We start from the raw sequence: 24260 nt of genomic DNA on the forward strand, positions 1-24260 counted from the left end.
GAGGGATAGGTTTATGAATACATCAACATCTGTGAAATGGCTGGAGGAAGCCTGGCGGCAAGGAGCGGCCAAAACGGTTCGCAACGCGCAGCGCATCAAGGATACATTTCCGCACACGGCCCCGCAGGGCATATATGACCGAAATGATCCCGAATGGTGGACCGCTGGCTTCTGGCCAGGGCTGTTATGGCTTGTCTATGGCGAGTCGCCGGAAAACGAAGCTGTCGCTTCGTTATCCCGCATTGCCGAAAGTTGTGAGCGGCAATTGGAAGGTTGTCTGCGTGATCCCGAATCGGTGGATCACGATCTTGGGTTCATCTGGCTGCTTAGTGGCGTAGCTAACTACCGCCAGACCGGCAGCGCGGATGGCCGGCGGCGGGGCATGCTCGCCGCCAATCTGCTCGCTGCCCGCTTTAACGTGCGCGGTGAATTCATCCGCGCCTGGAACTTCAGCTCGTCAACCATGGATACGCGCGGCGTAGCCATCATTGACAGCATGATGAACCTGCCGCTGCTCTACTGGGCATCCGAGCAGAGCGGCGACCCGCGCTTCCGCTGCCTGGCGGAAGCGCATGCGGACACCGTGGCGCGCGAATTCGTCCGCGCTGACGGGTCCATCTGCCACGTGGTGGAGTTCGATCCACTCACGGGGCAGAAGCTGCAGGAGCATGGCGGGCAGGGCCATGCGCCAGGTTCAGCCTGGGCGCGGGGTACCGCCTGGGCGTTGCACGGGTTTGCGCTGTCTTTCCGGTATACGGGCGAAGCCCGCTATCTGGAGACAGCGGAGCGGGCGGCCGATTTCTTCCTCGCCATGCTTGGCGAAGAGATCGTGCCGGTGTGGGATTTCCGCGCACCTGCCGAGCATCAGGTGGCGTGGGACTCGTCCGCTTCGGCAATTGCCGCAAGCGGACTGTTGGAGCTGGCGAAGCTGTCGCCGCGCGGCGAGGAATATGCAGCTGCGGCAGAGCGTATCCTTCGCGGGCTGCATGAGAACTACAGCTCCGGTGATACGGCAGCGGAAGAAGGTCTAATCATGCAGGGCACGGTGCATTATCCAGAGGGTCGTGGCTTAAATGTGCCGATTATATATGGCGATTATTTCTATATGGAGGCGCTGGCGAAGCTGCGTGGCCGCCCGGGTTTATTTTAGGGAAACGAGAATCAGGGAATCAGGAATGTTACACTTCAAGCGGCGAGTATGCGTTAGGGGGCATGAGTATGCAACCTACCATACAGCCGTTCGAGTGTGCCTGCCTCCTAATGGGAAAGGGTATTCCTGTTTTGGAGGCGGAGCACACCCTCGGTATCAGTCTGTTTTATTTTCAATGCCGGGTTTGCGTCTTAAGATGACAAAATCGGCCGAGGATTGGTCGGGATATCGCTGAGGGATAATTTCATGTACTTTGAATTCGGGATAGTCGAAGAGATAATTAAAAATATTTCGGTCCTGAATGGTGCTAACCCCTGGATTACCGTTTTCTTTCAAACGAGTGTACAACACAACCCACTCTGACGTAGAGTGCAGAATGTCGTAGAGTGTATTGCGAAAATCCGTTTCATCCGTAATATGATAGAGTACATCCAGACAGACGGTGAGATCAGCTTGCAGGAAGCCGCGATTAATCCACAGACCGGGTGTATATAACATGAAACTCTTGGAGGTATCGTTAGCAAACTTGGAGGCGCATAGACGCACCGACGAGCCGGCTACATCGACACCTAGATACGTATTATAATTCATATATTGCAGTTGATTGCCATCCCCGCATCCAAATTCAATGACACTGGAAATACCCTCACGCTGAATCAGTCCATTTACCACCTCTGCCTTGAATTCAGCCAATACGCCATACGAACCCCTTCCGGATGTCTCGCCTGAGCTATACGTTTGTTCCCAATATCCTTTGTAGTCAAAAGGCTGACTCATGTTTCTCCCCCGATCATATAAATGAATTCAAAATAGTGACTATACATAGGTTATGCGTAATATTTGCAGGTATGAATCATTTGAAAATCGATAGATCGGATGAATGAATTCCCACGAATTCCCCTGAAAATTCCCTGAAAGTCTAAACATCTGGAAAGAACTTGCCGACATTAAACTAAGGAACAAAATGATAAGAATCGGGGGGAAATGATGTTAAAGCCAAGATTGACCAAGTACATGGTGATGATGCTGGTATTGGTGCTGAGTATTTCCAACGTAGGCTTGGCCGCTGCGGCAGATAAAGAACTGTCCAAAATTGTAGTTTCCAAAAATGAGCTGTCGCTCGAAGTGGGTGATTCCAGTTCGGTTACGGTGACAGGAGTATATACCGATAATACATCGGCTAACGTAACAATCAGTTCTTCATGGAGTAGCAGTGATACTTCGATAGCGACTGTATATAATGGTGCCATTACTGCCAAAAAGGAAGGTACGGCAACCATTACAACTTCGTATCTGTCTCAGAGTCAAACGGTTCAAGTGAATGTAACCAAAAAGGTCAAAGCCCTATCCAAAAACGTACAGTCGCTGGACTTGCGCACAGGGGATAGCAAAGACATTATTTTGACAGCAACTTACAGTGATAATACGACGAATGCAGATGCATCCAAAGTAGCCGAATGGTCATCCGATGACGAGAAAGTGGCAACGGTTGTGAATGGTAAAGTTACTGGACAAAGCGCCGGTACAGCTGTCATCACAGGTAAAGTCGGCAGTCAAAGTGTGACTGTGGATGTTAACGTTGAGGTTGTTAAGCGTGTGGATGTGGACAAGAAGCAGGTCAATCTGCTCTTGAACAAAAGCGAAACTGTAAAATTGACAGCCACCTATCCAGATGGCACAACCAAAGATGTAACGGATCTGGCAGAGTGGACGTCAAGTAATGAAAAAGTAGCAGATGCATTAAAAGGTGAAATTACAGGATACTCCGCAGGTTCTGCTAAGATCACAGCCAAATACGGAACGAAATCCGTATCCATAGATGTGGATGTCGATCTGACAAGCAAACTGAGTGTGGAGAAACAGAGCATTTTCTTCCGTTTGAGTGAGTCCAATAAAACAGCAAATGTAGTCTTGACTGCCTCTTACCCGAGCAGTGCTGATGTGAATGTAACGGATCAAGCAACATGGACATCCAGCAACGAGAAGGTAGCGACGGTATTTAAGGGACAAGTCACTGCGATTGGTGCGGGTTCTACGACGATCAAAGCAACGTATAGCGGCAAAACAGTGGAAATCACTGTGGATGTTGATACGGCAAGATATCTGGATATTGCGGGTGTCGAGGATAAACTGGCTATGAGCGTTACAGGTGATAACAAAACCAAGAAACTGGTAGCCAATGCAGAATATATTGATGCAAGTACAGAAGACGTAACTTCCAAAGCAACATGGACATCCAGCAATGCGGATGTTGTATATGTATCTGGCGGCGAGTTGATCGCTTATAAATCGGGAACAGCAACCATCACTGCGGCATACGGCGGCAAAACCGTTAAATTCACAGTGAATGTAGATGTTCCGGACAAGTATGAAATGGACAAGAAAAAAGGTTCTGTAGCCGTTGGTGGTACATTGTCTGTGAAAGTATTGGCTGTATACGGTGATACATCCAAAGATGTGTCCGAAGATGCGGATTGGAGCAGCAGCAGTGAGAAACTCGCTGAAGTGGACAGCAAAGGTGTCGTGACAGGTATTGCAACAGGTAAAGTAACCATCACAGCCAAAATTGAAGGTAAAACGTTAACTCTGCCTGTTGAAGTAGGCATGGCTAGTGGGCTGGAGGCAGATGTGAACTTTGTGGTGTTGTCCTCCAAGGAAACACAGCAAATCGTACTCACAGCAACGGATGAAGATGGCTTGACCAAGGACGTGTCATCCGATGCAACATGGAAATCAAGCAACTCCCGCGTAGCCGATGTGAAAAAAGGGGTTATCACTGCGAACAGCAGCGGTAAAGCCAATATCACGGCTGAATATGGTTCCAACAAAGTGACCATTCAGGTTGAAGTGGACGTTATTTCACGCATTGAAGCATCCGAACCGGCTCTTTCCCTGAAAACCGGTGATTCCGCTGATCTTACGGTTACTGCATATTTGAGCGATGGCAGTGAGCGTGATGTCACGGACAAAGCGGAATGGAAAACCAACAGCTACAAAGTAGCTCAGGTAACCAAAGGTAAAGTAAAAGCTACAGGTTCAGGTAAAGCAAAAATTACAGCGAAGTACGGCAGCAAGACGGTAACGATTGCAGTCGATGTAGATACACTGAAATATTTGCAAACCGATAAAGTAACCCTGACCATGAAGCCTGGTGACAAAGCAACCCTGGTTGCTACAGCAACGTATGCCGATGGCAGCGAAGCGAACGTATCCAAGCCGGCACTGTGGAAATCTTCCCGTATTGCGACAGCATCGGTGAAAGATGGCATCATTCAGGCTAATGGTAAGGGTAAAGCAACCATTACCGTGACTTATGCAGGTGTGAAAACCAAAGTGACTGTAGTCGTTGAAGCGAAATAATATCTTCAAGTACGAAGATAAAACAAGCAATTCTATGTGCGGTGATGACAGCTTAAATGCTGGCATCACCGTTTTTTTTTAATGGGAAAAATACAAGAGAACTAACAATACAAAAAAAGAAACGCCCTGAAACATGTGCATATATCCACTTTGGATATAAAACACATTGTTCCAAGACGTTCACCGAATCTAAATAATCAATGAATTACATCGTATGAGACAGAACAAGCGCTCCGTATGCAAAAGCAATGACGATGAGGATGGCTGGATGCAGCTTAGTCTTGGTCATGACCCAAAGCGAGATCCCTGCAATGATCAATGTCTGCCAAATGCCGATGGAATTAGTGGATACCTGACCGAATTCCCATGTAAGTAAGATCATAAGTACAGCAATAACCGGTTGTACGAGCAGCGTCATCCCTTTCACCTTTGGTGAAGTACGATGCTTGTTCAGTAAACGAAGCAGCAGAATTAACGCGACAGCCGAAGGTACAACTGTGGCAAAACTGGCGATAAATGCGCCAAACCAGCCAGCTACCTGATAACCGACAAATGCGGCAATTTTGGTCGCAATTGGACCGGGAAGAGCATTGCCGATGGCCAGTACATCACCGAATTGCTCGGTGGTCATCCATTTGTAGTGGTTGACGACTTCCTCCTGCATTAATGGAATGGAGGCAGGGCCGCCCCCGTATCCCAAGATATTGGCTACAAAAAATCCCCAAAACAATTCCCACCATGTCTGAAGCATCGCTTAGGACACCCCCTTGTCGGAATCGCGTTTGGATTTGAAACGCTTGACCACATCCAGATGGAAGACGCCATATCCGAGGAAGACGGCAATCACAATACCGGGGTGAATATCCAGCAGCTGCAGCAGTACAAATGCAAGGACACCGAACAGGGCGGCAAAGGTTGTACCCAGTCCCTTCCATGCTTTCTTGGCGAATTCGTATGCCATCATGCCGAGCATAACAAAAATGACCGGGCGAACAGCTGCCACCATGCCTGCTACGATTTTCGATTCGCGGAGTGCGTACATGGAACCAAGAAGCGCAATGATAGCAATGCTCGTCGGCAAAATGTGGGCCAGGACGGACACAATAGCGCCCAGCACGCCCTTCGTTTTATACCCGAGATACGCGGCCATCTTGGTCGCAATGGGACCAGGCAGAGCGTTGGCAATGGCCAAAATCTCGCCAAACTCATCATCGCTCACCCACTTATAGCGGGTAACGGCTTCATAACGAATCAGCGGAATAACTGAGGGGCCGCCGCCATATCCCAAAATTCCGGTTCGTACCATCCCAATGACGAGACCGTTGTAATCTTTCCAACTCATGCTGATTTCCTCCTAGAGTCTCATGCCCATTCGGCTTTTATATCGTTTTAACAACAGCTGTGATTCTACCTTGACGATGCCGGGCATCTTGTAGAGCTTCTCCAGCAGGAACTGCTCCATCTCTTCCATATCTGCAAAAATACCATGCATGTGCAGGGTACTCGGGCCTGTCATATGATAGAGGCTGGTTACTGCGGGTTCTTCGTCCAGTTTCGCGGCCACTTCATCCAGGAATAGCGGTTCTACATCGACATTGAAAAAGGCAGAGACCTGAAGTCCAACTTTGCCCGGATTGATAACCACGGTGAAGCGTTCAATGATTCCTTTTTCGGATAAAGCATTAATGCGGGCCTGAACGGCCACACGGGACAAACCGATCTGTGCACCCAGATCGGTGTAGGATATCCGGCTATTTTGGTGAAGGGCGGCAATGATTTTACGATCGATTGCATCCAGATTGTGCATTTGCGGGATTTCTACCCCTTTGGAGGAGCGTTTCTCTGACATGATTGACCATCCTTTTTTTAACTATATAGAATAAAAAATTTCGATATAATCTACGTACAATTTGTATGCAGCATTCATATTTTAATGACGAATCGTAATTGGAGTCAATATATTTATTGTAAATGTTGAATTTATCCGATTCAGAGCTTTCATTTTGTCATTTTTACCAATAGAGATGATGAATGGGAGCAGGATACAGGCATGGATCGAAAAAGAGACTGTTCACGGAGCACATCCGTAAACAGTCTTCTATATAAAGTACAGGTTGAAGCGACTTAATGAACAGTTTTGGGTAGACAAAAGGTAACAACAGTTCCTTCGCCAGGCTCCGAAGATACTACAAGTGTACCTCCGGCTCCACGAGCTCGCTCCTCCATGCTAAATAGACCAACGCCGTTACCAGCCGTCGTACTGTTGAACCCTGCGCCTCGGTCCTCTATTCTCACAACGGTTGCCTCTTCCGAATCTTCCACCGTCACATGAGCTTCTGACACATCGGCGTACTTGGCTACATTGGTTAACGCCTCCTGGATAATGCGATACATGGCGATCTCCCGGTTCATCTCCAGCCGTTTTCGCAGATTACATTCCAGCTCCACTTCAATCCCGTAGTGCCGGGTATAGTTCTCGATATACGTGCGAATGGCCGGAACGACACCAAGGTCATCCAGTACGGAGGGTCTCAACTCCCATGCCATGCCGCGTACATCCTCCATAATGCCCGTAACTTGTTTCCGCAGTGCTTCCACACCAGAATGAGGTTGGTCCGCCAGCAGACGATCCATCTGAATGACGAGGGAGAAGAGACTCTGTCCAATGCCGTCATGCAGCTCGCGTGAGATGCGACGCCGTTCCTCTTCCTGGATGTTCATGACCTGGGTCATCATCGTCTGTAACTCGGCTTCGACCCGCTTCAACTTGGTTACCTCACTACGAACAGCCAAATACTGATAGGGCTCACCATCGTTATCGAGAAAAGGCACAATGGTTGTATTCACCCAATAATGGCTGCCATCTCTGGCACGGTTACGAATCTCTCCGTTCCACACTCGTCCGGAAGAGATCGTTTCCCACAGGTTTTTCATAAAGTTCTTGCCGTGATAACCCGAATTAATGATCCGATGATCCTGACCGATCAATTCTTCCCGATTATATTGTGAAATTTCGCAGAACTTATCGTTTACATACTGGATTTTTCCTTTGCGGTCCGTGAGGGCTACAATGGACGACTCATCCAGGGCAAATTTCAGATCACTGAGCTGATGCAGGGAGCCTTTCAGTCTGCTGCGGAATTCATTATCTGTAATGTGACTGTCGATTTCCTCTAATAACTGACGCACAGGTTGGTCGGCAAATCCGCTAAGTCTGTTTTTACGTGTGCTACTCAAAGTTCAGCAACCCCTTTTTCATCGCAAACTTCACCAGTTCCGGTCTGGTTCGAAGGCCGAGCTTCTCCATCAGATTGCTTTTGTGGGATTCGACTGTTTTGACACTAATCACCAGATGTTCAGCGATTTCCTTGTTGGCGTAACCCTTGGCAATCCAGGACAAAATCTCTTTCTCCCGCTCAGATAACGTGTCGTACGGACCGGCGTTCTCCTGCTTCGCTTTGTCCAGGTATTCACTCATCAGCCGCTTGGTCGCACTTGGGTACAGATAGGCGCTACCCTCTGCTACAGAACGAATAGCGGCAAGCAATTCTTCATGCGGCGCGCTCTTGAGAATATATCCGGATGCTCCAGCGTGGATAGCGCGGAACAGATATTCTTCATCGTCATGCATGGTCAGGATCAAAATGGAGACATCCGGCATCAATTTCTTCAGTTCAGCAGTAGCGGTCAGACCGTCTTTGCCTGGCGGCATGCTGAAATCCATTAAGACCACATCCGGCTTCAGTTCTTGTGCTTTGGCAATAGCTTCATCGCCATCGGCTGCATCTCCAACAATATGTATATCATTCTTTCCGTCGAGCAGGGCGATCAGCCCGGAGCGTACAACTACATGATCATCGACAACTAATAATTGAATCACATCATTTTCCTCCTGTCCGGTTCCACAGTTCTGTCTTTATCATACCAAAAAAGAAAGCCATTCAGAGGGGAATCTCTGAATAGCTTCTTTTCTCTGTATATCGCACAAGAGGAATTAAACTTTAGTTCTCTGTTTTACCGAAACGCTCCTTAATCATGTCTGCAATTTCCTGAACCTGTGCTTCCACGGCAAGTGGATCATAGGGCCAGAAGCGTTCTCCGTCAAGCTTGAACACGCGATTGTTCTTCACTGCGTCCAGGGATGACCAAACTGCTGAGCCCTCATCCAGTGAACCTCCGTTGGACAAATCCAGGAAGATATAGTCACCTGCGTAATCTGCCAACTTTTCCTCGGATATCGCTACAGTATCTTTATCCTGATCAATGAGCTCTTTCTGTACAATGTCTGGTGCTTTCAGTCCGAGCTGTTGATAGATGGCCTGTCCACCGCGATTGACACCATCCCCATTGATGTACCATTCTTTGCCGAACAGACTGAAGTTGGAGAAGGTTGTGCCTTCTTTGACCAGTCCTTGAATGGACTCTTTGGCGGCCTTCACTTTTACTTCGAATTGGGATAACCAATCTTTGGCTTCCTTCTGTTTGTTAATGATTTCACCAAAAGCGGTGATTTCCTCATGGACATTGTCGTATGTTCCGTAAGGGATGATGAGTGTGGGTGCGATTTTACGATATTGCTCGTTCAGTTTCTCATCTCCACCCACAGTAACGATCAGGTCAGGCTGAAGTGCCAAAATTTTCTCTACTGATCCGCCGTCAATCCGGCCAATGTCTGCCACGCCCTCAACGAGATCAAGCACATACGGGCTTTCTAGCTCATAATCTGGCGCGCCTACAGGCTTGACGCCAAGTGCCAGAAAATCAGCAAGGTAACCTTGCGTAACGATACGCTGAGGATTCACGGGGATTTCAACATCTCCGTTAACCGTCGATATGACCTGTGTTTCTGCTTCGCTGGTCGCTGGTTGTTCTTCTGTTACGGCAGGTGCGGAGGCTTTATTTTCTGTCGTTTCTTCCGCTTGACCTGAGCAGCCAATAATTCCTATCACAAGTAAAAGGATTATGAGCCCGGCCCACCATTTTGATTTAACCCCTGTCATTCTGCTTCTCCCCAATCAATAATGATTATCTTTCTCAATAAAACCTCCTATGTATCGTAGCTTTTGTGCACAAGTATCGTCTATCTCAAAATGTGACCCATTGAGCATGGACAAATGTTACCTGTCCTTAACGCTATTCTCCCGAATCAGGATTTCTACCATAAGTTCAAGTTGCTTCTCCAGAGACAAGGCATCATTACACCAGAATTGTTCCAGTTGCAGAGGGTATATGCGACGATTTCCGTTATTCATAACCTTGTGCCAGCCTGGGCGCTCGCTAAGTTTATCTGCTGAATCGTGATACAGGCCACCTTCATGTGCCGGAAGAACAAGAAACATATGATCTGCTGCATATTCTGTTAATTGGTCTTCTTCAATGTATTGATGATTGTCAGGTTCCAAAACATCACGGAGGATGTTGGGGTGGGGAGTAAGATGAAGTCCATAATACACGTTATAGGCTGCTCTGGCGGTTGCATTCCAGATACAAATGGTGCCGTCTTCCCACAGCTCATACAGACCAACGGTTTCTCCGGGTTTTATAAAATCTTTTAGTCGATCAGATTCGGTTCTGGCCCGTGTTGTGTAGTGTTCGATCCAATCTTCAGCTGCCTGTTCTCGTCCTACAATTCGGCCAATCAGACGGACCGTCTCCAGTCGATCCAGTTGGTTCCAAGGGAGAACAATAACCTGGGATATACGTTCAAGTTGCTCAAGCTTGTGTGGCAAATAGTACAGATAATCTGGTGCGATGATCAAATCAATCGGTTCAGCGCGCAGTAATTCTTCCACGCCATGTTCATCCAGATCAATTACGTCATGCAGCTCATCCTGGATCAATGGAGAAAGGGCCCAGGGAAGAAAGGAGGCCGCAACGGGTTGAACGCCGAGGGCAAGCAGATCCCCTGTATACTGAACCGTTGCAATCCGTCTCGCACGTGGCTGCAATCGATACTCACTTGGGCTGATCCCGGTGGACTGCTTAAACTTGCGGCTTAAATATAAACCGTCAGCATAGCCTACTAGCAAGGCAATTTCCTTCAATGTGGCCTGTGTGGATAGGAGGTATTGCTTTGCCTTATCCATCCGAACTCGGGTCAGATGAGCCTGGAAGCTGCGCCCCACCTGTTTTTGAAAAAATCTAGAGAAATAGCTTGCGTTAAATCCGGTCATGCGGGCAATGTCTTCCCGGGTGAGATGATCGCCATAGTGATGATTAATATAGTAAAGAGCATCCCGAATTACACTGTCCACCATTTCTGTGGCAGGTTTCACCGCCAGCCTGAATAACTCAAGCAGCTCACACAGTAGAAAATGGGATCGGGCTTCTTCGGTCTGGATGCTACCTGAACGTTTGTCGGTAAGTTCCTGGATAATGGCAAGAATCCGGAACCCTTGTGAACTGGCTCCAGTCTTTGCCCCATGTGCAGGCAAGTTCTCTGATGTAAGTTCATAGACACGCTTCTCATGGGACTCTTTCGTTAATCCGTATTCCAGAAAGCCTATATGATATACCGTGAAGGCAGAAGCCGGAGTATGTATAAGCTCCAGGGAGCATGGGGGATAGAGGAAAAGGGTCTGGCCTTTATGTAAAACGCCATGTACCTGCCCATATTGGAAGTTCACCGTGGCTGTACAAGTCACCAGGGAAGGAGATTCTATGGAAATAAATCCGGTTTGCTGTGCAGCTTCCCAAGGAATCACACTGGCATTTGTCAGTACAAGCATATCTGTAGCCTCCTAGCCGTATGTTCTATCTTGAACATATCGATGTATGGACTCGATTATATCAATCTGTGAGAGAGACGTCGACGTACACAGAGTAGTGATGGCAAGGTGACTAATTAACGCTTGTCCAACTAAGAATAAACCATAATCAAAAAAAGTCTTGTTACTCCCATTAGGAAATAACAAGACTTTTTAGCGTATTCCAGACAGCTGTCTTTATCCGTACACTTTTGGCTGCAGCTGTATAGCGACCTGTTCGGTCTGACGGACCATCTCCTGTGAGAACGTGCAGGGTAATCTGCTGCCAAGGAGCAACACTGCGCCAGGAACACTTCCTTGCTGGAACACAGGCACTGCTATGGCACATACCAACCGCTCCGCAAGCATTAACGGGCAACGGCCGGGTGTATGCTTCCCGGTGGATTGTGCATCAGATAGAGCGGTGCGTCCAGTTCGAAGCGCTATGCCAACCAGATCTTGTCCGGGACGCATCTCCATGCGTTTCACCCGTTCGTTGCTGGTGCCGGATGTATACTTCCAGCGCAGCATCGTACCGGACAGACAGGCCAGTCCGCAAAAATCGCTGGAGGTACTCAGGCGCAGGCCGTCGATCATCTCCTGAATGCCAGATGGCAGTTCATCATGCATGAGAGGACACTTCCTTTTTTGGAATCATACCGTACGTTACGGTGTAATCAATATCAATATCGTTAACCTGTGGTCAGGGAAATCTTAAAATAAGGGTATTTCGCTGCTGCTTCTATTGTAGCCCCTTTTTTAAGTATTGTAATTCAGGGAAAACCCCTATTTCCGTTCTGCAATTTGCTGATCCTGTGTATGGACAGGTATTCTGGCCAGGAACAGCAAGGCTTTTTTCGATTGCAGAGTCGTAAAGGCACCTCATAAGTGTGATTTATCTCACAGCAAATTCAGGGAGTTTCTTCGTGAGGTTCAGGTAATCCCCCGATAACCCCCATGCTATATTCGCGGTATGATGGATACATAAGGAAACACCGAGGGGGACGAAGGTAATGGGTACGGTATTTACAGAAAGAACAACCCAGGCGACACAACAAGAACAGACGGAGGCGAGCAAGATGACACGGGAGACAGGTGGAATCCTTTCGTTCGTGACAGCTGAACAATGGGGCTTGATCGAAGCGAAGATGCAGCCGAAACGGGTAAAGTCGGGGTACAGTCTCTTTCTGGAAGGCGATGAAGCCGGATACCTGTACTACATTCGCTCGGGAAGAGTGAAGCTGACCAAGTCGACTGAGGATGGGAAAGAAATCATTTTATCGATTCAGCAAACCGGCGATCTAATTGGAGAGTTTGGCGGCATCGGTGGATTATCCCATAGCTACAGTGCTGAGATGGCAGAAAAAGGGGAGCTGGGGATCATCTCGCTCAGCGACTTGGAAAGTGTGCTCAGCAAACACGGTGACCTTGCCTTGAAATTCCTGCAATGGATGGCGCTCGCTCAGCGTATCACCCAGTCGCGTTTCCGTGACCTCTTGCTCTATGGCAAGGCAGGTGCACTCGCATCGACGCTCATTCGTGCCAGCAACTCGTATGGCAGAATTACGCCGGATGGCATCGTGCTCGACATGAAGCTGAATCATACCGAGTTGTCGGAAATGATTGGTGCCACGCGGGAGAGTGTAACGCGTATGTTGGGAGCCTGGAAAGAACAGGGGACGCTGGACACCGTGGATGGAAAGCTGATGATTCGTGACCTGGCAGCCTTGCGCTGCATGTGCGGATGTCCTACATTTCCAAGCTGCCCGGTAGAGTTGTGCCGATTGTAATGAAATCAAGTTGAATAGGGTTGTTTCCTTCCATGGCGATTGGGGTCGTTACGGAGAATTCAAAAAAGCTGATGTCCGATTTACTCGGGATCAGTTTTTTTGGCGTGATATGAGCGGCTTGAAGAAGTGGTATTGAATAAAAAGTTTAGAGGGTTCAGTTAACGGGGTAGGAAATCAAGAAATGGAAACGAATACATAGTTTGGTTTACCCAAAATAGGTTGATCAACGTAATTTCAACATTCGAGTAATAAATGAATCATAAAAAGGAGTAATTTTTACTATGAAGGATATACAAAGTTTAGTTTCAGATTACACAAAAGATAAGAAGCATTTACAGCTTGTTATCGGGATTGTTAGGGAGGGAGATGTTGAATACTATTCATTTGATAATAATAATAAGAAAAGCATGATTCCTCCTGAGCATAAGTTATTTGAGATCGGCTCCATAACCAAAGTTTTTACATCCATACTTTTATTAGAAATGGAAAAAGAAAAACTGCTATCCTCGGATGACAGTGTTGGTAAGTTTGTGCAAAACGTTGAAAACGATTATTTGAATAAGATTACCTTGAGAAGCCTTGCTACTCATACCTCTGGATTACCTATATTGGCAACCAACCACAATTTGGCTAAAAAAAGATCGAATCCTTATTCAATGTATACCGAGCAAGATTTAACTGCTTTTTTATCTACTGCTGATTACACGGATAGCATTGGTTCGTTTGGATATTCCAATATCGCTGTGGGTTTACTGGGATACATACTATGTAAGGTGTCAGGAAGTACGTATGACGAACTGTTAAAAAAATATATAACAAGTCCATTAAAGATGAATGAGACAGCCGTTATGCTTGATGCAGAAAAGAATAGCAGGTTTTTGAATGGACATGCTTCATCTGGGAAAAGAGTCCCTCATTGGGATCTTTCTATACATGTAGGAGCTGGGGGGATTAAGTCATCTGTTAGCGATTTGAGTTTATTTGTCCAAGCTAATCTAAATGATGATAATCCGATAGCCTCTACACTACAAAAAAGTCATCTCCCTATATCGATCGGAAATTCAAACCGTTATTTTGGCTGGGGTGAGGATAATCTTCTAGATAAAGTTATCCTCTGGCATAACGGGGGTTCAGCTGGTTTTAATAGTTATCTAGCTTTCAATAAGGAACTCCGTGTAGGAGTTGTATTGCTATCCAATTATTCTTTTTTCTCAAATTCTCTTATGGATCATTATCTTGCTCAAATCAGAAAATGGATGACAAAAAAAGAGCCTTCACAAGGAACGATGATAGACTCTACAGGTATAAAAATATTGGAAGAAATCATGCAGAGAGAAGCGTCATTGAAGTAACGGGAATCGATAGAAGTATTAGCCACCTAATCATTAGGTGGTTTTTTTATATCTAGAGACTCCCATCCAAGATAACTAATCCATGATACAAAAGAGGACGTGTTAACGCCCTCCTGCATTATACCCATGGTATTCACTCACCTGCATATTCCTTTGCAAGAATCGAATATAGACACGAATCATGATATTCCCCTTTGTAAAACCAATGCTCTCGCATCAAACCTTCACGCTGCATACCTATCTTCTGCATAACGTTCTCTGAAGCCTTGTTATTCGGGCGGCATTTTGCATAAATGCGGTGTACACCAAGTGTATTGAAGCCAAAGCCAAGCATGGCTCGGGCTGCTTCGGCAGCATACCCTTTTCCCTGATAAACGGGATTGAGCACATAACCGATTTCTGCGTTCGTCTTTTCGATGTGAAGGCCAACACCACCGATCAGGATGCCCTCCTTTTTCAAGCATATCGCCAGTTCGAAGCCCTCTCGTGGTTGTGTTTGCTGTGAATTTAGCACAAATTCCACATAATCTCGCGTATCTTCTTCCGTATTCGGTCCCCATGCCGTATGCTGAGTAACTTCTGTCATGGATGTGTAGCTATGTATACTTTCCCAGTCTGTCTCCAGAATATCCCGGATGATGAGTCGTTCGGTCTCCAATTGCATAGCTATTCCCTCCTATATAAAGTGAACTAAAGAATATTTACACTTGCCACTTCGATGACAGAACAACCTTCCGATCGCTGTGATCCCCAGATTTTTTTGATTCCCTTTTTCAAAGGAGAAAATCCGGGGATAAAGGCGAACGCTCCGCTTCTTCAGGTTTTTTCTGTCCTCTCCGTTTCTCGTGTAAATGTTTAGTTCAATTATATAGTAAAACAAAAATAGCCCAATAACCGATTCGTGTAAAGAATGGGTTACGAGCTATGTAAGTATAAGCATGCTATTGTGGTTGTTTACATTGAACTGCGGGATAAGTATAAGCCAGCTTGCGAATAATTTCCTTTTGCCATTTGGTGTCACCCAGGTTGGTTGCCAGGTTCAGAAGATCCAAATAATCGTCAAGCTGCAGATCAGCCTTTTGCAGAGTTGTATTCATTCGATGTTCGTTCCCCTTTATCTATAAAATCGTTAAGTCATGTACAGTAGGCAGAAGACTTGAGACAGGCTCAAGAATGATAATCATTATCACAGTATATTATCATTATGCAATGAACGATGGCAAAATGCAATGCCAAGGCTCGAATGTACTCAACTTTTTTTGAAAAAAGGCTCATCCACAGTAGATAGGGAACGTACACACCCAGGTATGCAGAGGGATAAAGGAACCATCCATTCAACAGGAAATGGTGAATTTCTGTGGTGAACGTCGTCATATGGGCATTCGTAGCGTACACATCACCGGCAATGACAGTCGCCGCACTATAAAAACATAGCAGGGCAAGTACATGGAAAATGCGGGTTACCATCCGGGAGCGAAGCGCAACAAAAACCATAATCAGTGGAATAATCAGCAGGAGCAGAAGAAATAGCAATTTCATCATACAGGTCTCCTTTGGAATACTTTTGTTAACCAGTATGGGCAATTGGTAGAATTTCCAAAAGTTTTTGCAAACATTTTACAAAAAGAAAGAGGAATTCATCATATGAACGATTAAATTAAAGGTGGATAACCCATTATCAGGTAATTACGAGGAGGAGAAGGCAAGTATGAAGAAAGCGATATGGCAGCATTGGATCGGGGGATTCCTGATCTTCATCATGATGGCGACGGCATTGCTTCAACCTGGTTCACAAGGTCCGGTACAGGCCGCTGCAGCACCCATTACGGTATCGCAGGCCATCGCTGCCCAGAGTGGCGGAGCAACGGCAACGGTGGAAGGATATATTGTTGGACATGCCACCGGTTCGCTTACAGCCAAGTTTACATCTCCTTACGCCAATGATTTTAACTTCCTGATTGCAGATTCAGCAACAGAGAAGACCAACGCGAAACTGCTCGACGTGCAGATTCCAGCGTCGTACCGTTCGCAATATGGACTGGCCACCAACCCGAATCTTGTGGGGCAGAAGGTTATCGTAACCGGAACACTTGGCGCATACAACAGTTATGCCGGAGTTAAGAATCCTACCTCAATCGCTCTCTCCTCTGGAACAACTAATCCTGATCCTGATCCAGGCACAACGCTGCCAGATGGTACAGGGAAGAAAGTATTGTTTGATAACACGCATGCTCAGACAGCCGGGGCTGCGGACTGGGTTATTGATGGGGCATTTTCGGACTTTGCGAATGGTTTGCGAAACGCAGGCTTTACCGTGGATCAGCTGAATCGCAGCATCCCGTATACCTTTGGTGAGCAAGCCATCACCTTTAATAAATTGAAAGATTATGATGTCTTCGTTATCGGCGAAGCGAACGTGCCTTTCAAAGCGACAGAGCAGGCTGCGCTGCTGCAATATGTACAGAATGGTGGCAGTGTCTTCTTCATTGCGGACCACTATAACGCAGACCGGAACAAAAACCGCTGGGATTCCTCCGAAGTATTCAACGGCTATCGCCGTGGTGCATTCTTGAATCCAGCCAAAGGCATGTCGTCAGCAGAAGCCGAATCTCCAGCCATGCAAGGCGTGACCAGTTCCGACTGGTTGGCATCCAATTTCGGTATTCGTTTCCGCTACAATGCACTTGGAGATGTTAATGCCACAGATATCGTTGCACCTTCGCAGTCGTTCGGCATTACAACTGGAGTGAGCGCAGTGGCCATGCATGCTGGTTCCACACTCGCCATTATTGACCCGAACAAAGCTAAAGGTCTGGTGTATGTGCCTAGCGGTGTATCCAAATGGGGCAACGCGGTAGATCAGGGCGTATACAATGGCGGCGGACGAGCTGAAGGAGCCTACGCAGCGATCGCCAAGATCGGGGCAGGTAAAGCAGCGTTTATCGGTGACTCCTCACCAGTTGAGGATGCTACGCCAAAATATCTACGTGAAGAAACAGGCGCTGCCAAAACAACGTATGATGGCTTCAAAGAAGTGAATGACGGTGTATTCCTTGTGAATACCGTGAAATGGCTTGCACTAAAAGAGAGCTACACAAGTCTGTCTCAGGTATCTGGATTGACATTGGATACGCCGACAAGTCTGCTCGCTATTGAAGCTCCGGCTTCTTCTACCGAGCCGCAAACCGAGCCATGGGCTGTACCGGCTGCAGGCTATAAATGGTACGATCCTACAACGTTTAAGGCAGGTTCGTACGGCAAAGCTCAATAAGATAAGTAGTAAGGAAAATATACGGATAATCGGCTTGTCCGCCACGATTGCGGACAGGCTTTATTTTGCATAAATGCCCGGAGCAGAGGGAAACGTATGGATAATTATGAAATGATGAGTGAGATGCCAAGGTGAGGAGGAAGACAATGATGATGAATCGGCAAGCAGACTGCGACAGCTCGACCATGAGGCACAAACTCAAAGGGGACCTCCATCGTGTGGCAGATCGAATGAACCAGACGTTATCCACCTTTGATCATGACAGTGTGTGTCTGCTGGGCCAATTTGCGGAAATTCGGGCCGAGATCAAGCAGATCGAGGTGCTGGCGTCTTCCTTCTATCTGGATTGTTATCTGTCTCCCTTCACGGAGAAATTTGCCGAGCTGACTGCCAGTGTACAGCATTTGTCGGATCGCAGATATGGTGCGCTCATTGTAATTGAACGGGAAGTACCGCTTGAACCGATTATTCACTCAGGGGTTGCAGTGGATGCCAGAGTCACGCATGCGTTGCTGGAATCGCTGTTTATACCGGGTGCACCTCTGCATGATGGAGCGGTGCTGATTCGGGGCAATCAGATTGTATCCGCGGGCAATGTATTGCCTTTGTCGCAGGCCATTGCACATGAACGGAAGATTGGCACACGGCATAGGGCTGCTCTTGGATTGAGTGAGCTGACGGATGCGGTTGTGCTGGTTGTCTCGGAAGAGACCGGTCAAGCTTCGTTCGCCGTGGGTGGGGATCTGCATCCTATCAACGTGGTTGAAACCTTGCCATGATCACTCATTGCTAGATTTTTTTACCGATTTCATGCTGGAGTAAATGAACCTTTTTCCCTGTGAAGAGAGAAAGGTCTTTTTTGTTACATCGTGATGTGATTTTGCACAAACTTGATCATCATGGGTACAATAGAGGATGGAAGACGAACTGAAGAAGGCGAATTGATCGCAAAAATGGTTGGAGGAGACGGTTAACACATGAGCTGGTTTGAAGCAATGGAACATCACGATTATGAGGAACTGGTACTGTGCCAGGATAGAGCCTCTGGTTTAAAAGCAATTATTGCTATTCACGATACAACACTCGGTCCTGCGCTGGGAGGCACACGGATGTGGACCTATGCTTCTGAGGAAGCGGCCATTGAAGATGCCTTGCGCCTTGCGCGGGGAATGACATATAAACATGCTGTATCCGGACTGAATCTGGGCGGAGGCAAAGCCGTAATTATCGGGGATCCGCGCCGTGACAAAAATGAAGCGATGTTCCGGGCTTTTGGCCGATACATTCAGGGACTGAACGGACGTTATGTCACCGCCGAGGATGTGGGAACGACAGAAGAAGATATGAATCTGATCTATCAGGAAACCGACTATGTTACAGGCATATCGCCAAGCTACGGCTCCTCCGGTAATCCTTCCCCGGCAACAGCCTGGGGTGTATATCGGGGCATAAAGGCCGCAGCGAAAGAAGCATTCGGCACGGATCTGCTGGAAGGCAAAACCGTGGCTGTACAGGGTGTGGGCAACGTGGCGATGCGTCTGTGCAAATATTTGTACGAAGAAGGTGCGCATCTGATCGTTACCGATATCCATAAGGATTCCGTGAAACAGGCTGTGGATCAATTCGGTGCAAAAGCGGTAGACCCTGCCGACATTACTGGGGTGGATTGTGATATTTATGCTCCATGTGCACTGGGCGGTACAATTAATGACGATACGCTGAAACAGCTTAAGGCCAAGGTTGTGGCAGGCTGTGCCAACAACCAACTGCTGGAGCCGCGTCATGGTGACAAGCTGCATGAGATGGGAATCGTATACGCACCAGACTATGTGATCAATGCAGGTGGCGTAATTAATATTGCGGATGAGCTGAACGGCTATAATGCAGATCGTGCGTGGAGCAAGGTTGGGGAGATCTACAATAATCTGGAGAAAATCTTCGACACGTCGCGGACCGAAGGCATCGCAACGTATATTGCTGCGGATCGTCTGGCTGAACGCCGCATTGAACTGATGAAAAATACACGCAGCACGTTTCTGCAAAATGGTCATCACGCGCTGAGTTCCCGCAGACTGCGCGGGTAAATTTTAAGGATTCACATTACAATAAAATGTAAAACAGCTAAAGGCAGGCATCCCCATGGTGAACTGCACCCCATTTGTTAGAGAGGAGGTGCAGTGCAATGCAATGGATGCCTGCCTTCTCTTTGAGTTTAAAGATTTTCTTGTAAGGCGTTCATCGTATGGCTCGGCTAATATTAAAAATTCTTATAACCCGAGAGCAACGAAATGTTATTTCAAAATGTAATACACTTCTGATTCAGCAGCTTCACAAATCGATCCAGCGCGCTGCTGACGTATCGATCTTCGCCACGGACAAAGGTTGTTGTGGTATGTGTGAATCGTTCGGCCAGATCATATACAGAGAACTCATCCGGTTTCTTGTGAATAACGCTGCAAGGCATAATGGTAAAAGCAACCCCCGACTCCACACAGCTAAGCAGGTTATCCATCGTGCTGACTTCAATTATATTGCGAGCAGACAAACCTTCTTCCTGCAAATATTCCTCCGTAATTTCACGGTATGGGCAGCCTTTTGGGAAAACGACCCACGAAACCTGACACAGGCTTTCGGGTGGTACGTCCATTCGTTTGGAGATGATATGCACCGTGTCTTGCATTTCATATTCCACTTTCAGGCCCTCTTTTACACACGCACCACTAATAAAAGCACCGTCGATCTCATACTCCTGTATTTTCTTGCGCAGCACTTTGGGTGAAGTGGCATTAACAAGTGAGATGGAGACCTCGGGATAGGTCACCTGGTATTCATTGAGAATTTCCATGAACCGGCTGGATGCTGCCGTCTCCACAATCCCGATTTTCAACGTACCTGAAGGCTCACCGGGATCAGTCATATCCTGCTCCAGATCGTTTAACAGGTCACGGATGCGTGTTGCATACTGGACAAACTGTTCTCCTTTGGAAGTCAGCACCACCCCTTTGGGAAAACGGTTGAACAACTGCACCTGATATTCCTGCTCCAGCTTTTTGATGCGTGTGGTGACGTTGGATTGTGCGTAATTCAATTCTTTGGCGGCCTGTGAGATTTTGCCGGACCGTGCCACTGCGAGAATAATATCGATATCTGAGAGTTCCATGGCTCTGGCCTCCTGAGCTGTAATGAAATGAAGTGTTAGGTATCTCTATGAGAGATACATCTATATATTTCAATCATTTTACGATATATATATGCCAGCTTACAATATCGTTATCAAGAGCTTTTACAGCGCATGGAATCATGCAAAACGCTGATATTGGAGAAGGAGTTGTGATGAAAAATATGTCTACATTACTGAGCCCGGTGACGATCAACGAGTGGCATTTGAGAAACAGATTGGTGATGGCACCTCTTACCCGAGGGTTTGCCAGTGATCAGGATGGGACCGCGACGGAAGAGATGGTGGCGTATTATGAGCGACGTGCCCAGGATGGGGTGGGGTTGATCATTACAGAAGGGATTAATCCCTCGCTGGCAGGCAAAGGAACATATGGTATTCCCGGATTATATACGGCTGAACAGACCGACTCATGGAAAAAGGTAACAAATGCCGTCCATAAACACGGAGGGACCATCATCGCTCAGTTGTGGCATGTGGGCAGGCTGTCTCACTCCGATCTGATCGGTACCCTGCCACTGGCACCTTCAAGCATCCCGGCTCAAGGAAGAGTTCATAAATTGCATAAGCCATATCAGATACCTCAAGCCATGAGTGCGCAGGATATCAAGGATAGCATTCAACAATTTCAAACGGCTGCCCGCAATGCGGTACTGGCTGGATTCGACGGAATTGAGCTGCATGCAGCACATGGTTATCTCATCGACCAGTTTATCAATGAGAAGACGAACCACAGAACAGACGAATACGGAGGCGATATCCAGGGACGATTGCGTTTTCTGAAGGAGATCATTATTGCAGTTCAAAAAGAAATCAGCGTGGATCGCATTTCGGTACGATTTTCCGAGAAAAAAGATGATGACCCTTCCTATGTCTGGTCAGACAAGGCTGGAGTGCTGAATGCCTATCTGAGTCTTTTCCGCGAGACAGGCATTACAATCCTACATCCTTCAACAGATCGATATACCAGAGTCTGGGATGGGGAACAGAATTTCCATGAGGCGATTCGCCAGCAGTGGGATGGAATCATCATTGGCGTAGGGGATCTTGAGGCAACAACCGCAGAACAGGCAGTGCAAAATTCGAGCATTGATTTGGCAGCGTTCGGCAGACCGTTTATCGCCAATCCTGATCTGGTGCAAAAATTGCGTACGGGGCAGCAGTTGATCAAGTATGATGCCAATGCACATCTGACTGTGTTGGTGTGAATGTAGAAAGAAAAGGGCAGAAGCTGATCTTAAAGATCACTCTGCCCTTTGTTTACGTATGGAAGGATGGTTATGGGTTACTGACGACGGTGACTTTCTTTTCCGTTAAGTAGTATACGAGTGCAAGCAGAGGCATTAACAGACCAATCAATGTCGTGAGACTCCAACCTCCATGCGCGTAGGACCAACTGCCAAGAGATGATCCAATTGCGCCCCCTACAAAAAAGATCGACATAAATATCCCGTTTACGCGTCCTCTTGCTTCGCTCAACGAATAGATAATGCGCTGTCCCAGCACCAAATTACCCGAAACCGCCATATCCAGCGTGATGGCAACGACCACAAGCAAAATAAGGGTAGCGGTAGAGTGACCCTGGAACAGATAGGCGAGCCCAAAAGATGCAACTGCGATAACCATGGCGAGTCCGGTTAATATGCGGGTTAAACCTTTATCCGCCCATCTTCCGGCAATAGGTGCTGCGATGGCACCCCCAACACCAGCCAGTGCAAACCAGGCAATTCCCTGTTGGGACATGCCGTACTCATTGGCGAGCTGCAAGGGAACTGTAGTCCAGAACAAGCTGAAGGCGCCAAACAGACTGGCCTGATAGAGGGCTCGGCGGCGAAGCATGGGAAATGTTTTGAGCAGGGAGCCCAATGACAGAATTAATTGTCCGTACTTCATCGCGGGTTGTGGCTGACGTGCAGGAAGTGCGCGTGACAGGAGCAGTGTAAGCAATCCGATAACGATTGCCGAGAAGACAAAGACCGCTTGCCAGCCGAGCAGGCTCGTAATAAAACTGGCGACAGGCCGAGCCAGCATGATGCCCAACAGCAGACCACTCATCACATTGCCGACAACCCGTCCGCGTTGCTCCTCAGAAGTGAGGTAGGTGGCATAAGGAACCAGAATTTGCGCAACGACTGAACTGATCCCGATGACGAGGGAAGCAGTCAGAAATAATACGGCATGGGAAGAGAAGGCAGCGGCAATCAATGCAACGACTAGAATGATGAGAAAAAAAGTTACCAGTCGCTTATTCTCCAGAATGTCACTAAGCGGAACGATAAACAGCAGGCCAATAACATAACCGATCTGTGTTAACGTCACAATCAGTCCCGCAGCAGCAGAGGAAAGCCCTGTTGTAACGCCGATTGGTCCTATAACCGTCTGTGCATAATACAGGTTTGCCGCAATCAGCCCGCACGCCGCAGCCAAAAGTAAAATCAACCAGCTTGGAACTGAATTTGCCTTCACATCAGGTTGCATATCCATAAGTTTCACCCTCCACTTGATCTCAAATTATATTTTATTAAAGTACACTTGTATTGAACTTGTTAATTACTAAACGGTGCGTTTACTAATCACAAACATATAATAAACTAAACGTTTAGTATTGTAAATAGACATGAGATTTTTTTATGTCGAAGAATGGTAAGGACGAAATTGTTTAATGTATCGATGTTTTAGTATAATGAACGTACAGTTTTTATGAATTACAGATGCATTTGTTACACCAAGGAGGGCTTATGATGACAGCCAAAAGAGGGCGTCCCCGCAATGTGGAAACCCAGAATGCGATTCTTGCAGCTTCCTATGAATTATTACTGGAACATGGCTTCGGAGCGGTTACGATCGAAAAAATTGCTGAACGTGCTAAGGTGAGCAAAGCAACGATATATAAATGGTGGCCTAATAAAGGTGCTGTCATTATGGATGGGTACATGTCTGCGGCAACGGCAAGATTGCCTGTACCGGATACAGGATCGGTATTTGAGGATGTGCGTATTCATGCGAGCAATCTGGTTGATTTTTTGAGCAGCCGGGAAGGAAAAGTGATTACACAGATTGTCGGAGAGGGACAGTCTGATCCAGGGCTTGCAGAAGAATACCGAACCAGATACATTCAGCCTCGTCGACGCGAAGCGTGGGGGATTTTTGAAAAAGGTATAGAACGGGGACAGTTGAAAAAGGATTGTGACATCGGACTGTGCATAGACCTCGTCTATGGAGCGATGTTCTATCGCATGTTGGTGACTGGCGAACCGATAGATACTGAATTCGTGCAGCGTTCGTTGATTTCCTTATTTGAAGGTATTAAATCTGGATCATAGAGAAAGACATCTTGAGGGAGGGATAGGGCGATTCGCAAGAATCACCCTAGATGCAAAAGGCTTGTGGATGAATGGGGAATGTGTGGAGAA

At 47.2% G+C, this 24260-nt stretch carries 23 protein-coding genes; 9 read left to right on the forward strand and 14 right to left on the reverse strand.

The features are described 5' to 3' along the window. Window positions 1-13: 13 nt before the first annotated feature. Window positions 14-1150: a glycoside hydrolase family 88 protein gene (locus tag HP548_RS14420; protein ID WP_175382063.1), complete on the forward strand. Its 1137-nt coding sequence runs from the start codon at window positions 14-16 to the stop codon at window positions 1148-1150. Between the two features lie 156 nt (window positions 1151-1306). Here HP548_RS14420 and HP548_RS14425 read toward each other — a convergent pair whose 3' ends face one another. Then, window positions 1307-1927 (reverse strand): class I SAM-dependent methyltransferase, encoded by a 621-nt coding sequence (locus tag HP548_RS14425; protein WP_175382064.1) that lies wholly within the window; start codon window positions 1925-1927, stop codon window positions 1307-1309. Window positions 1928-2137: 210 nt separating this feature from the next. On the opposite strand from HP548_RS14425, the gene HP548_RS14430 reads away from it, so the two are divergent. Further along, window positions 2138-4510: an Ig-like domain-containing protein gene (locus tag HP548_RS14430; RefSeq protein ID WP_076290709.1), complete on the forward strand. Its 2373-nt coding sequence runs from the start codon at window positions 2138-2140 to the stop codon at window positions 4508-4510. Between the two features lie 205 nt (window positions 4511-4715). Here the strand turns inward: HP548_RS14430 and HP548_RS14435 are convergent, their stop codons facing one another. From HP548_RS14435 to HP548_RS14470, 8 genes are all read right to left on the reverse strand, one after another. Continuing rightward, complete coding sequence (locus tag HP548_RS14435) at window positions 4716-5261, reverse strand: chromate transporter (RefSeq protein ID WP_053780063.1); 546 nt, start codon at window positions 5259-5261, stop codon at window positions 4716-4718. Between the two features lie 3 nt (window positions 5262-5264). Next, window positions 5265-5852 carry a chromate transporter gene (locus tag HP548_RS14440; RefSeq protein ID WP_175382065.1) on the reverse strand — a complete coding sequence of 196 codons (588 nt, stop codon included), beginning with the start codon at window positions 5850-5852 and terminating at the stop codon, window positions 5265-5267. Between the two features lie 12 nt (window positions 5853-5864). After that, complete coding sequence (locus HP548_RS14445; protein ID WP_064642788.1) at window positions 5865-6359, reverse strand: Lrp/AsnC family transcriptional regulator; 495 nt, start codon at window positions 6357-6359, stop codon at window positions 5865-5867. A 275-nt stretch (window positions 6360-6634) separates the two neighbouring features. Further along, window positions 6635-7747, reverse strand: a complete 1113-nt coding sequence (locus tag HP548_RS14450; RefSeq protein ID WP_076290708.1) for a PAS domain-containing sensor histidine kinase — start codon at window positions 7745-7747, stop codon at window positions 6635-6637. Further along, window positions 7740-8390, reverse strand: coding sequence for a response regulator (locus HP548_RS14455; protein ID WP_053780067.1), 651 nt, complete (start codon window positions 8388-8390; stop codon window positions 7740-7742). The genes HP548_RS14450 and HP548_RS14455 overlap by 8 nt, the downstream gene beginning before the upstream one ends. Window positions 8391-8511: 121 nt before the next feature. After that, entirely contained in the window at window positions 8512-9510 is a 999-nt protein-coding gene (locus HP548_RS14460) for an ABC transporter substrate-binding protein (RefSeq protein ID WP_217504717.1), read from the reverse strand. A 117-nt stretch (window positions 9511-9627) separates the two neighbouring features. Beyond that, window positions 9628-11238, reverse strand: coding sequence for a helix-turn-helix domain-containing protein (locus HP548_RS14465; RefSeq protein ID WP_175382067.1), 1611 nt, complete (start codon window positions 11236-11238; stop codon window positions 9628-9630). 216 nt (window positions 11239-11454) lie between these two features. After that, window positions 11455-11886 carry a GAF domain-containing protein gene (locus HP548_RS14470; protein WP_099858681.1) on the reverse strand — a complete coding sequence of 144 codons (432 nt, stop codon included), beginning with the start codon at window positions 11884-11886 and terminating at the stop codon, window positions 11455-11457. A 383-nt stretch (window positions 11887-12269) separates the two neighbouring features. On the opposite strand from HP548_RS14470, the gene HP548_RS14475 reads away from it, so the two are divergent. Together HP548_RS14475 and HP548_RS14480 are read left to right on the forward strand one after the other, a co-directional pair. Next, the gene (locus tag HP548_RS14475; RefSeq protein ID WP_246318069.1) at window positions 12270-13046 is read left to right on the forward strand and encodes a Crp/Fnr family transcriptional regulator; all 777 of its coding nucleotides are present in this window, start codon (window positions 12270-12272) and stop codon (window positions 13044-13046) included. Window positions 13047-13327: 281 nt separating this feature from the next. After that, complete coding sequence (locus HP548_RS14480) at window positions 13328-14398, forward strand: serine hydrolase domain-containing protein (protein WP_175382068.1); 1071 nt, start codon at window positions 13328-13330, stop codon at window positions 14396-14398. A gap of 133 nt (window positions 14399-14531) precedes the next feature. On the opposite strand, the gene HP548_RS14485 is transcribed toward HP548_RS14480, so the two are convergent. From HP548_RS14485 to HP548_RS14495, 3 genes are all read right to left on the reverse strand, one after another. Then, window positions 14532-15062 carry a GNAT family N-acetyltransferase gene (locus HP548_RS14485; protein ID WP_076290703.1) on the reverse strand — a complete coding sequence of 177 codons (531 nt, stop codon included), beginning with the start codon at window positions 15060-15062 and terminating at the stop codon, window positions 14532-14534. Between the two features lie 277 nt (window positions 15063-15339). Next, window positions 15340-15495 carry a hypothetical protein gene (locus HP548_RS14490; protein WP_175382069.1) on the reverse strand — a complete coding sequence of 52 codons (156 nt, stop codon included), beginning with the start codon at window positions 15493-15495 and terminating at the stop codon, window positions 15340-15342. A gap of 70 nt (window positions 15496-15565) precedes the next feature. After that, complete coding sequence (locus tag HP548_RS14495; protein ID WP_175382070.1) at window positions 15566-15937, reverse strand: hypothetical protein; 372 nt, start codon at window positions 15935-15937, stop codon at window positions 15566-15568. A gap of 223 nt (window positions 15938-16160) precedes the next feature. On the opposite strand from HP548_RS14495, the gene HP548_RS14500 reads away from it, so the two are divergent. The 3 genes from HP548_RS14500 to HP548_RS14510 all read left to right on the forward strand — a co-directional run bounded on the left by HP548_RS14500 (window position 16161) and on the right by HP548_RS14510 (window position 19753). Then, entirely contained in the window at window positions 16161-17669 is a 1509-nt protein-coding gene (locus tag HP548_RS14500) for a DUF6359 domain-containing protein (RefSeq protein ID WP_409347659.1), read from the forward strand. A 149-nt stretch (window positions 17670-17818) separates the two neighbouring features. Then, window positions 17819-18448 (forward strand): sporulation-specific diadenylate cyclase CdaS, encoded by a 630-nt coding sequence (gene cdaS / locus HP548_RS14505; protein WP_175382072.1) that lies wholly within the window; start codon window positions 17819-17821, stop codon window positions 18446-18448. A 198-nt stretch (window positions 18449-18646) separates the two neighbouring features. Continuing rightward, entirely contained in the window at window positions 18647-19753 is a 1107-nt protein-coding gene (locus HP548_RS14510; RefSeq protein WP_099858677.1) for a Glu/Leu/Phe/Val family dehydrogenase, read from the forward strand. Between the two features lie 212 nt (window positions 19754-19965). Here HP548_RS14510 and HP548_RS14515 read toward each other — a convergent pair whose 3' ends face one another. Beyond that, a complete protein-coding gene (locus tag HP548_RS14515) occupies window positions 19966-20829 on the reverse strand; it encodes a LysR family transcriptional regulator (RefSeq protein ID WP_175382073.1) in 864 nt (287 codons plus the stop codon). 182 nt (window positions 20830-21011) lie between these two features. Here HP548_RS14515 and HP548_RS14520 point away from each other — a divergent pair, with 182 nt between their 5' ends. After that, window positions 21012-22055, forward strand: a complete 1044-nt coding sequence (locus tag HP548_RS14520; protein ID WP_246318070.1) for an alkene reductase — start codon at window positions 21012-21014, stop codon at window positions 22053-22055. A 70-nt stretch (window positions 22056-22125) separates the two neighbouring features. Here HP548_RS14520 and HP548_RS14525 read toward each other — a convergent pair whose 3' ends face one another. Beyond that, complete coding sequence (locus HP548_RS14525) at window positions 22126-23331, reverse strand: MFS transporter (RefSeq protein ID WP_076290698.1); 1206 nt, start codon at window positions 23329-23331, stop codon at window positions 22126-22128. Window positions 23332-23588: 257 nt separating this feature from the next. Between HP548_RS14525 and HP548_RS14530 the strand changes: the two genes are divergently transcribed. After that, window positions 23589-24170, forward strand: coding sequence for a TetR/AcrR family transcriptional regulator (locus HP548_RS14530; protein ID WP_175382075.1), 582 nt, complete (start codon window positions 23589-23591; stop codon window positions 24168-24170). Window positions 24171-24260: the final 90 nt, after the last annotated feature.

It is taken from the genome of Paenibacillus taichungensis (assembly GCF_013359905.1).
GTDB classification, from domain to species: domain Bacteria; phylum Bacillota; class Bacilli; order Paenibacillales; family Paenibacillaceae; genus Paenibacillus; species Paenibacillus taichungensis.

What these genes read in the sequence shown, in the direction of transcription:
- cdaS (WP_175382072.1), top strand. Translation starts at nt 17,819, where the DNA reads ATGATGAATCGGCAAGCAGACTGCGACAGCTCGACCATGAGGCACAAA.
- HP548_RS14425 (WP_175382064.1), bottom strand. Translation starts at nt 1,927, where the DNA reads ATGAGTCAGCCTTTTGACTACAAAGGATATTGGGAACAAACGTATAGC.
- HP548_RS14490 (WP_175382069.1), bottom strand. Translation starts at nt 15,495, where the DNA reads ATGAATACAACTCTGCAAAAGGCTGATCTGCAGCTTGACGATTATTTG.
- HP548_RS14430 (WP_076290709.1), top strand. Translation starts at nt 2,138, where the DNA reads ATGTTAAAGCCAAGATTGACCAAGTACATGGTGATGATGCTGGTATTG.
- HP548_RS14440 (WP_175382065.1), bottom strand. Translation starts at nt 5,852, where the DNA reads ATGAGTTGGAAAGATTACAACGGTCTCGTCATTGGGATGGTACGAACC.
- HP548_RS14530 (WP_175382075.1), top strand. Translation starts at nt 23,589, where the DNA reads ATGACAGCCAAAAGAGGGCGTCCCCGCAATGTGGAAACCCAGAATGCG.
- HP548_RS14465 (WP_175382067.1), bottom strand. Translation starts at nt 11,238, where the DNA reads ATGCTTGTACTGACAAATGCCAGTGTGATTCCTTGGGAAGCTGCACAG.
- HP548_RS14435 (WP_053780063.1), bottom strand. Translation starts at nt 5,261, where the DNA reads ATGCTTCAGACATGGTGGGAATTGTTTTGGGGATTTTTTGTAGCCAAT.
- HP548_RS14485 (WP_076290703.1), bottom strand. Translation starts at nt 15,062, where the DNA reads ATGCAATTGGAGACCGAACGACTCATCATCCGGGATATTCTGGAGACA.
- HP548_RS14475 (WP_246318069.1), top strand. Translation starts at nt 12,270, where the DNA reads ATGGGTACGGTATTTACAGAAAGAACAACCCAGGCGACACAACAAGAA.
- HP548_RS14470 (WP_099858681.1), bottom strand. Translation starts at nt 11,886, where the DNA reads ATGCATGATGAACTGCCATCTGGCATTCAGGAGATGATCGACGGCCTG.
- HP548_RS14495 (WP_175382070.1), bottom strand. Translation starts at nt 15,937, where the DNA reads ATGAAATTGCTATTTCTTCTGCTCCTGCTGATTATTCCACTGATTATG.
- HP548_RS14500 (WP_409347659.1), top strand. Translation starts at nt 16,161, where the DNA reads ATGGCGACGGCATTGCTTCAACCTGGTTCACAAGGTCCGGTACAGGCC.
- HP548_RS14515 (WP_175382073.1), bottom strand. Translation starts at nt 20,829, where the DNA reads ATGGAACTCTCAGATATCGATATTATTCTCGCAGTGGCACGGTCCGGC.
- HP548_RS14420 (WP_175382063.1), top strand. Translation starts at nt 14, where the DNA reads ATGAATACATCAACATCTGTGAAATGGCTGGAGGAAGCCTGGCGGCAA.
- HP548_RS14445 (WP_064642788.1), bottom strand. Translation starts at nt 6,359, where the DNA reads ATGTCAGAGAAACGCTCCTCCAAAGGGGTAGAAATCCCGCAAATGCAC.
- HP548_RS14460 (WP_217504717.1), bottom strand. Translation starts at nt 9,510, where the DNA reads ATGACAGGGGTTAAATCAAAATGGTGGGCCGGGCTCATAATCCTTTTA.
- HP548_RS14525 (WP_076290698.1), bottom strand. Translation starts at nt 23,331, where the DNA reads ATGGATATGCAACCTGATGTGAAGGCAAATTCAGTTCCAAGCTGGTTG.
- HP548_RS14480 (WP_175382068.1), top strand. Translation starts at nt 13,328, where the DNA reads ATGAAGGATATACAAAGTTTAGTTTCAGATTACACAAAAGATAAGAAG.
- HP548_RS14520 (WP_246318070.1), top strand. Translation starts at nt 21,012, where the DNA reads ATGTCTACATTACTGAGCCCGGTGACGATCAACGAGTGGCATTTGAGA.
- HP548_RS14510 (WP_099858677.1), top strand. Translation starts at nt 18,647, where the DNA reads ATGAGCTGGTTTGAAGCAATGGAACATCACGATTATGAGGAACTGGTA.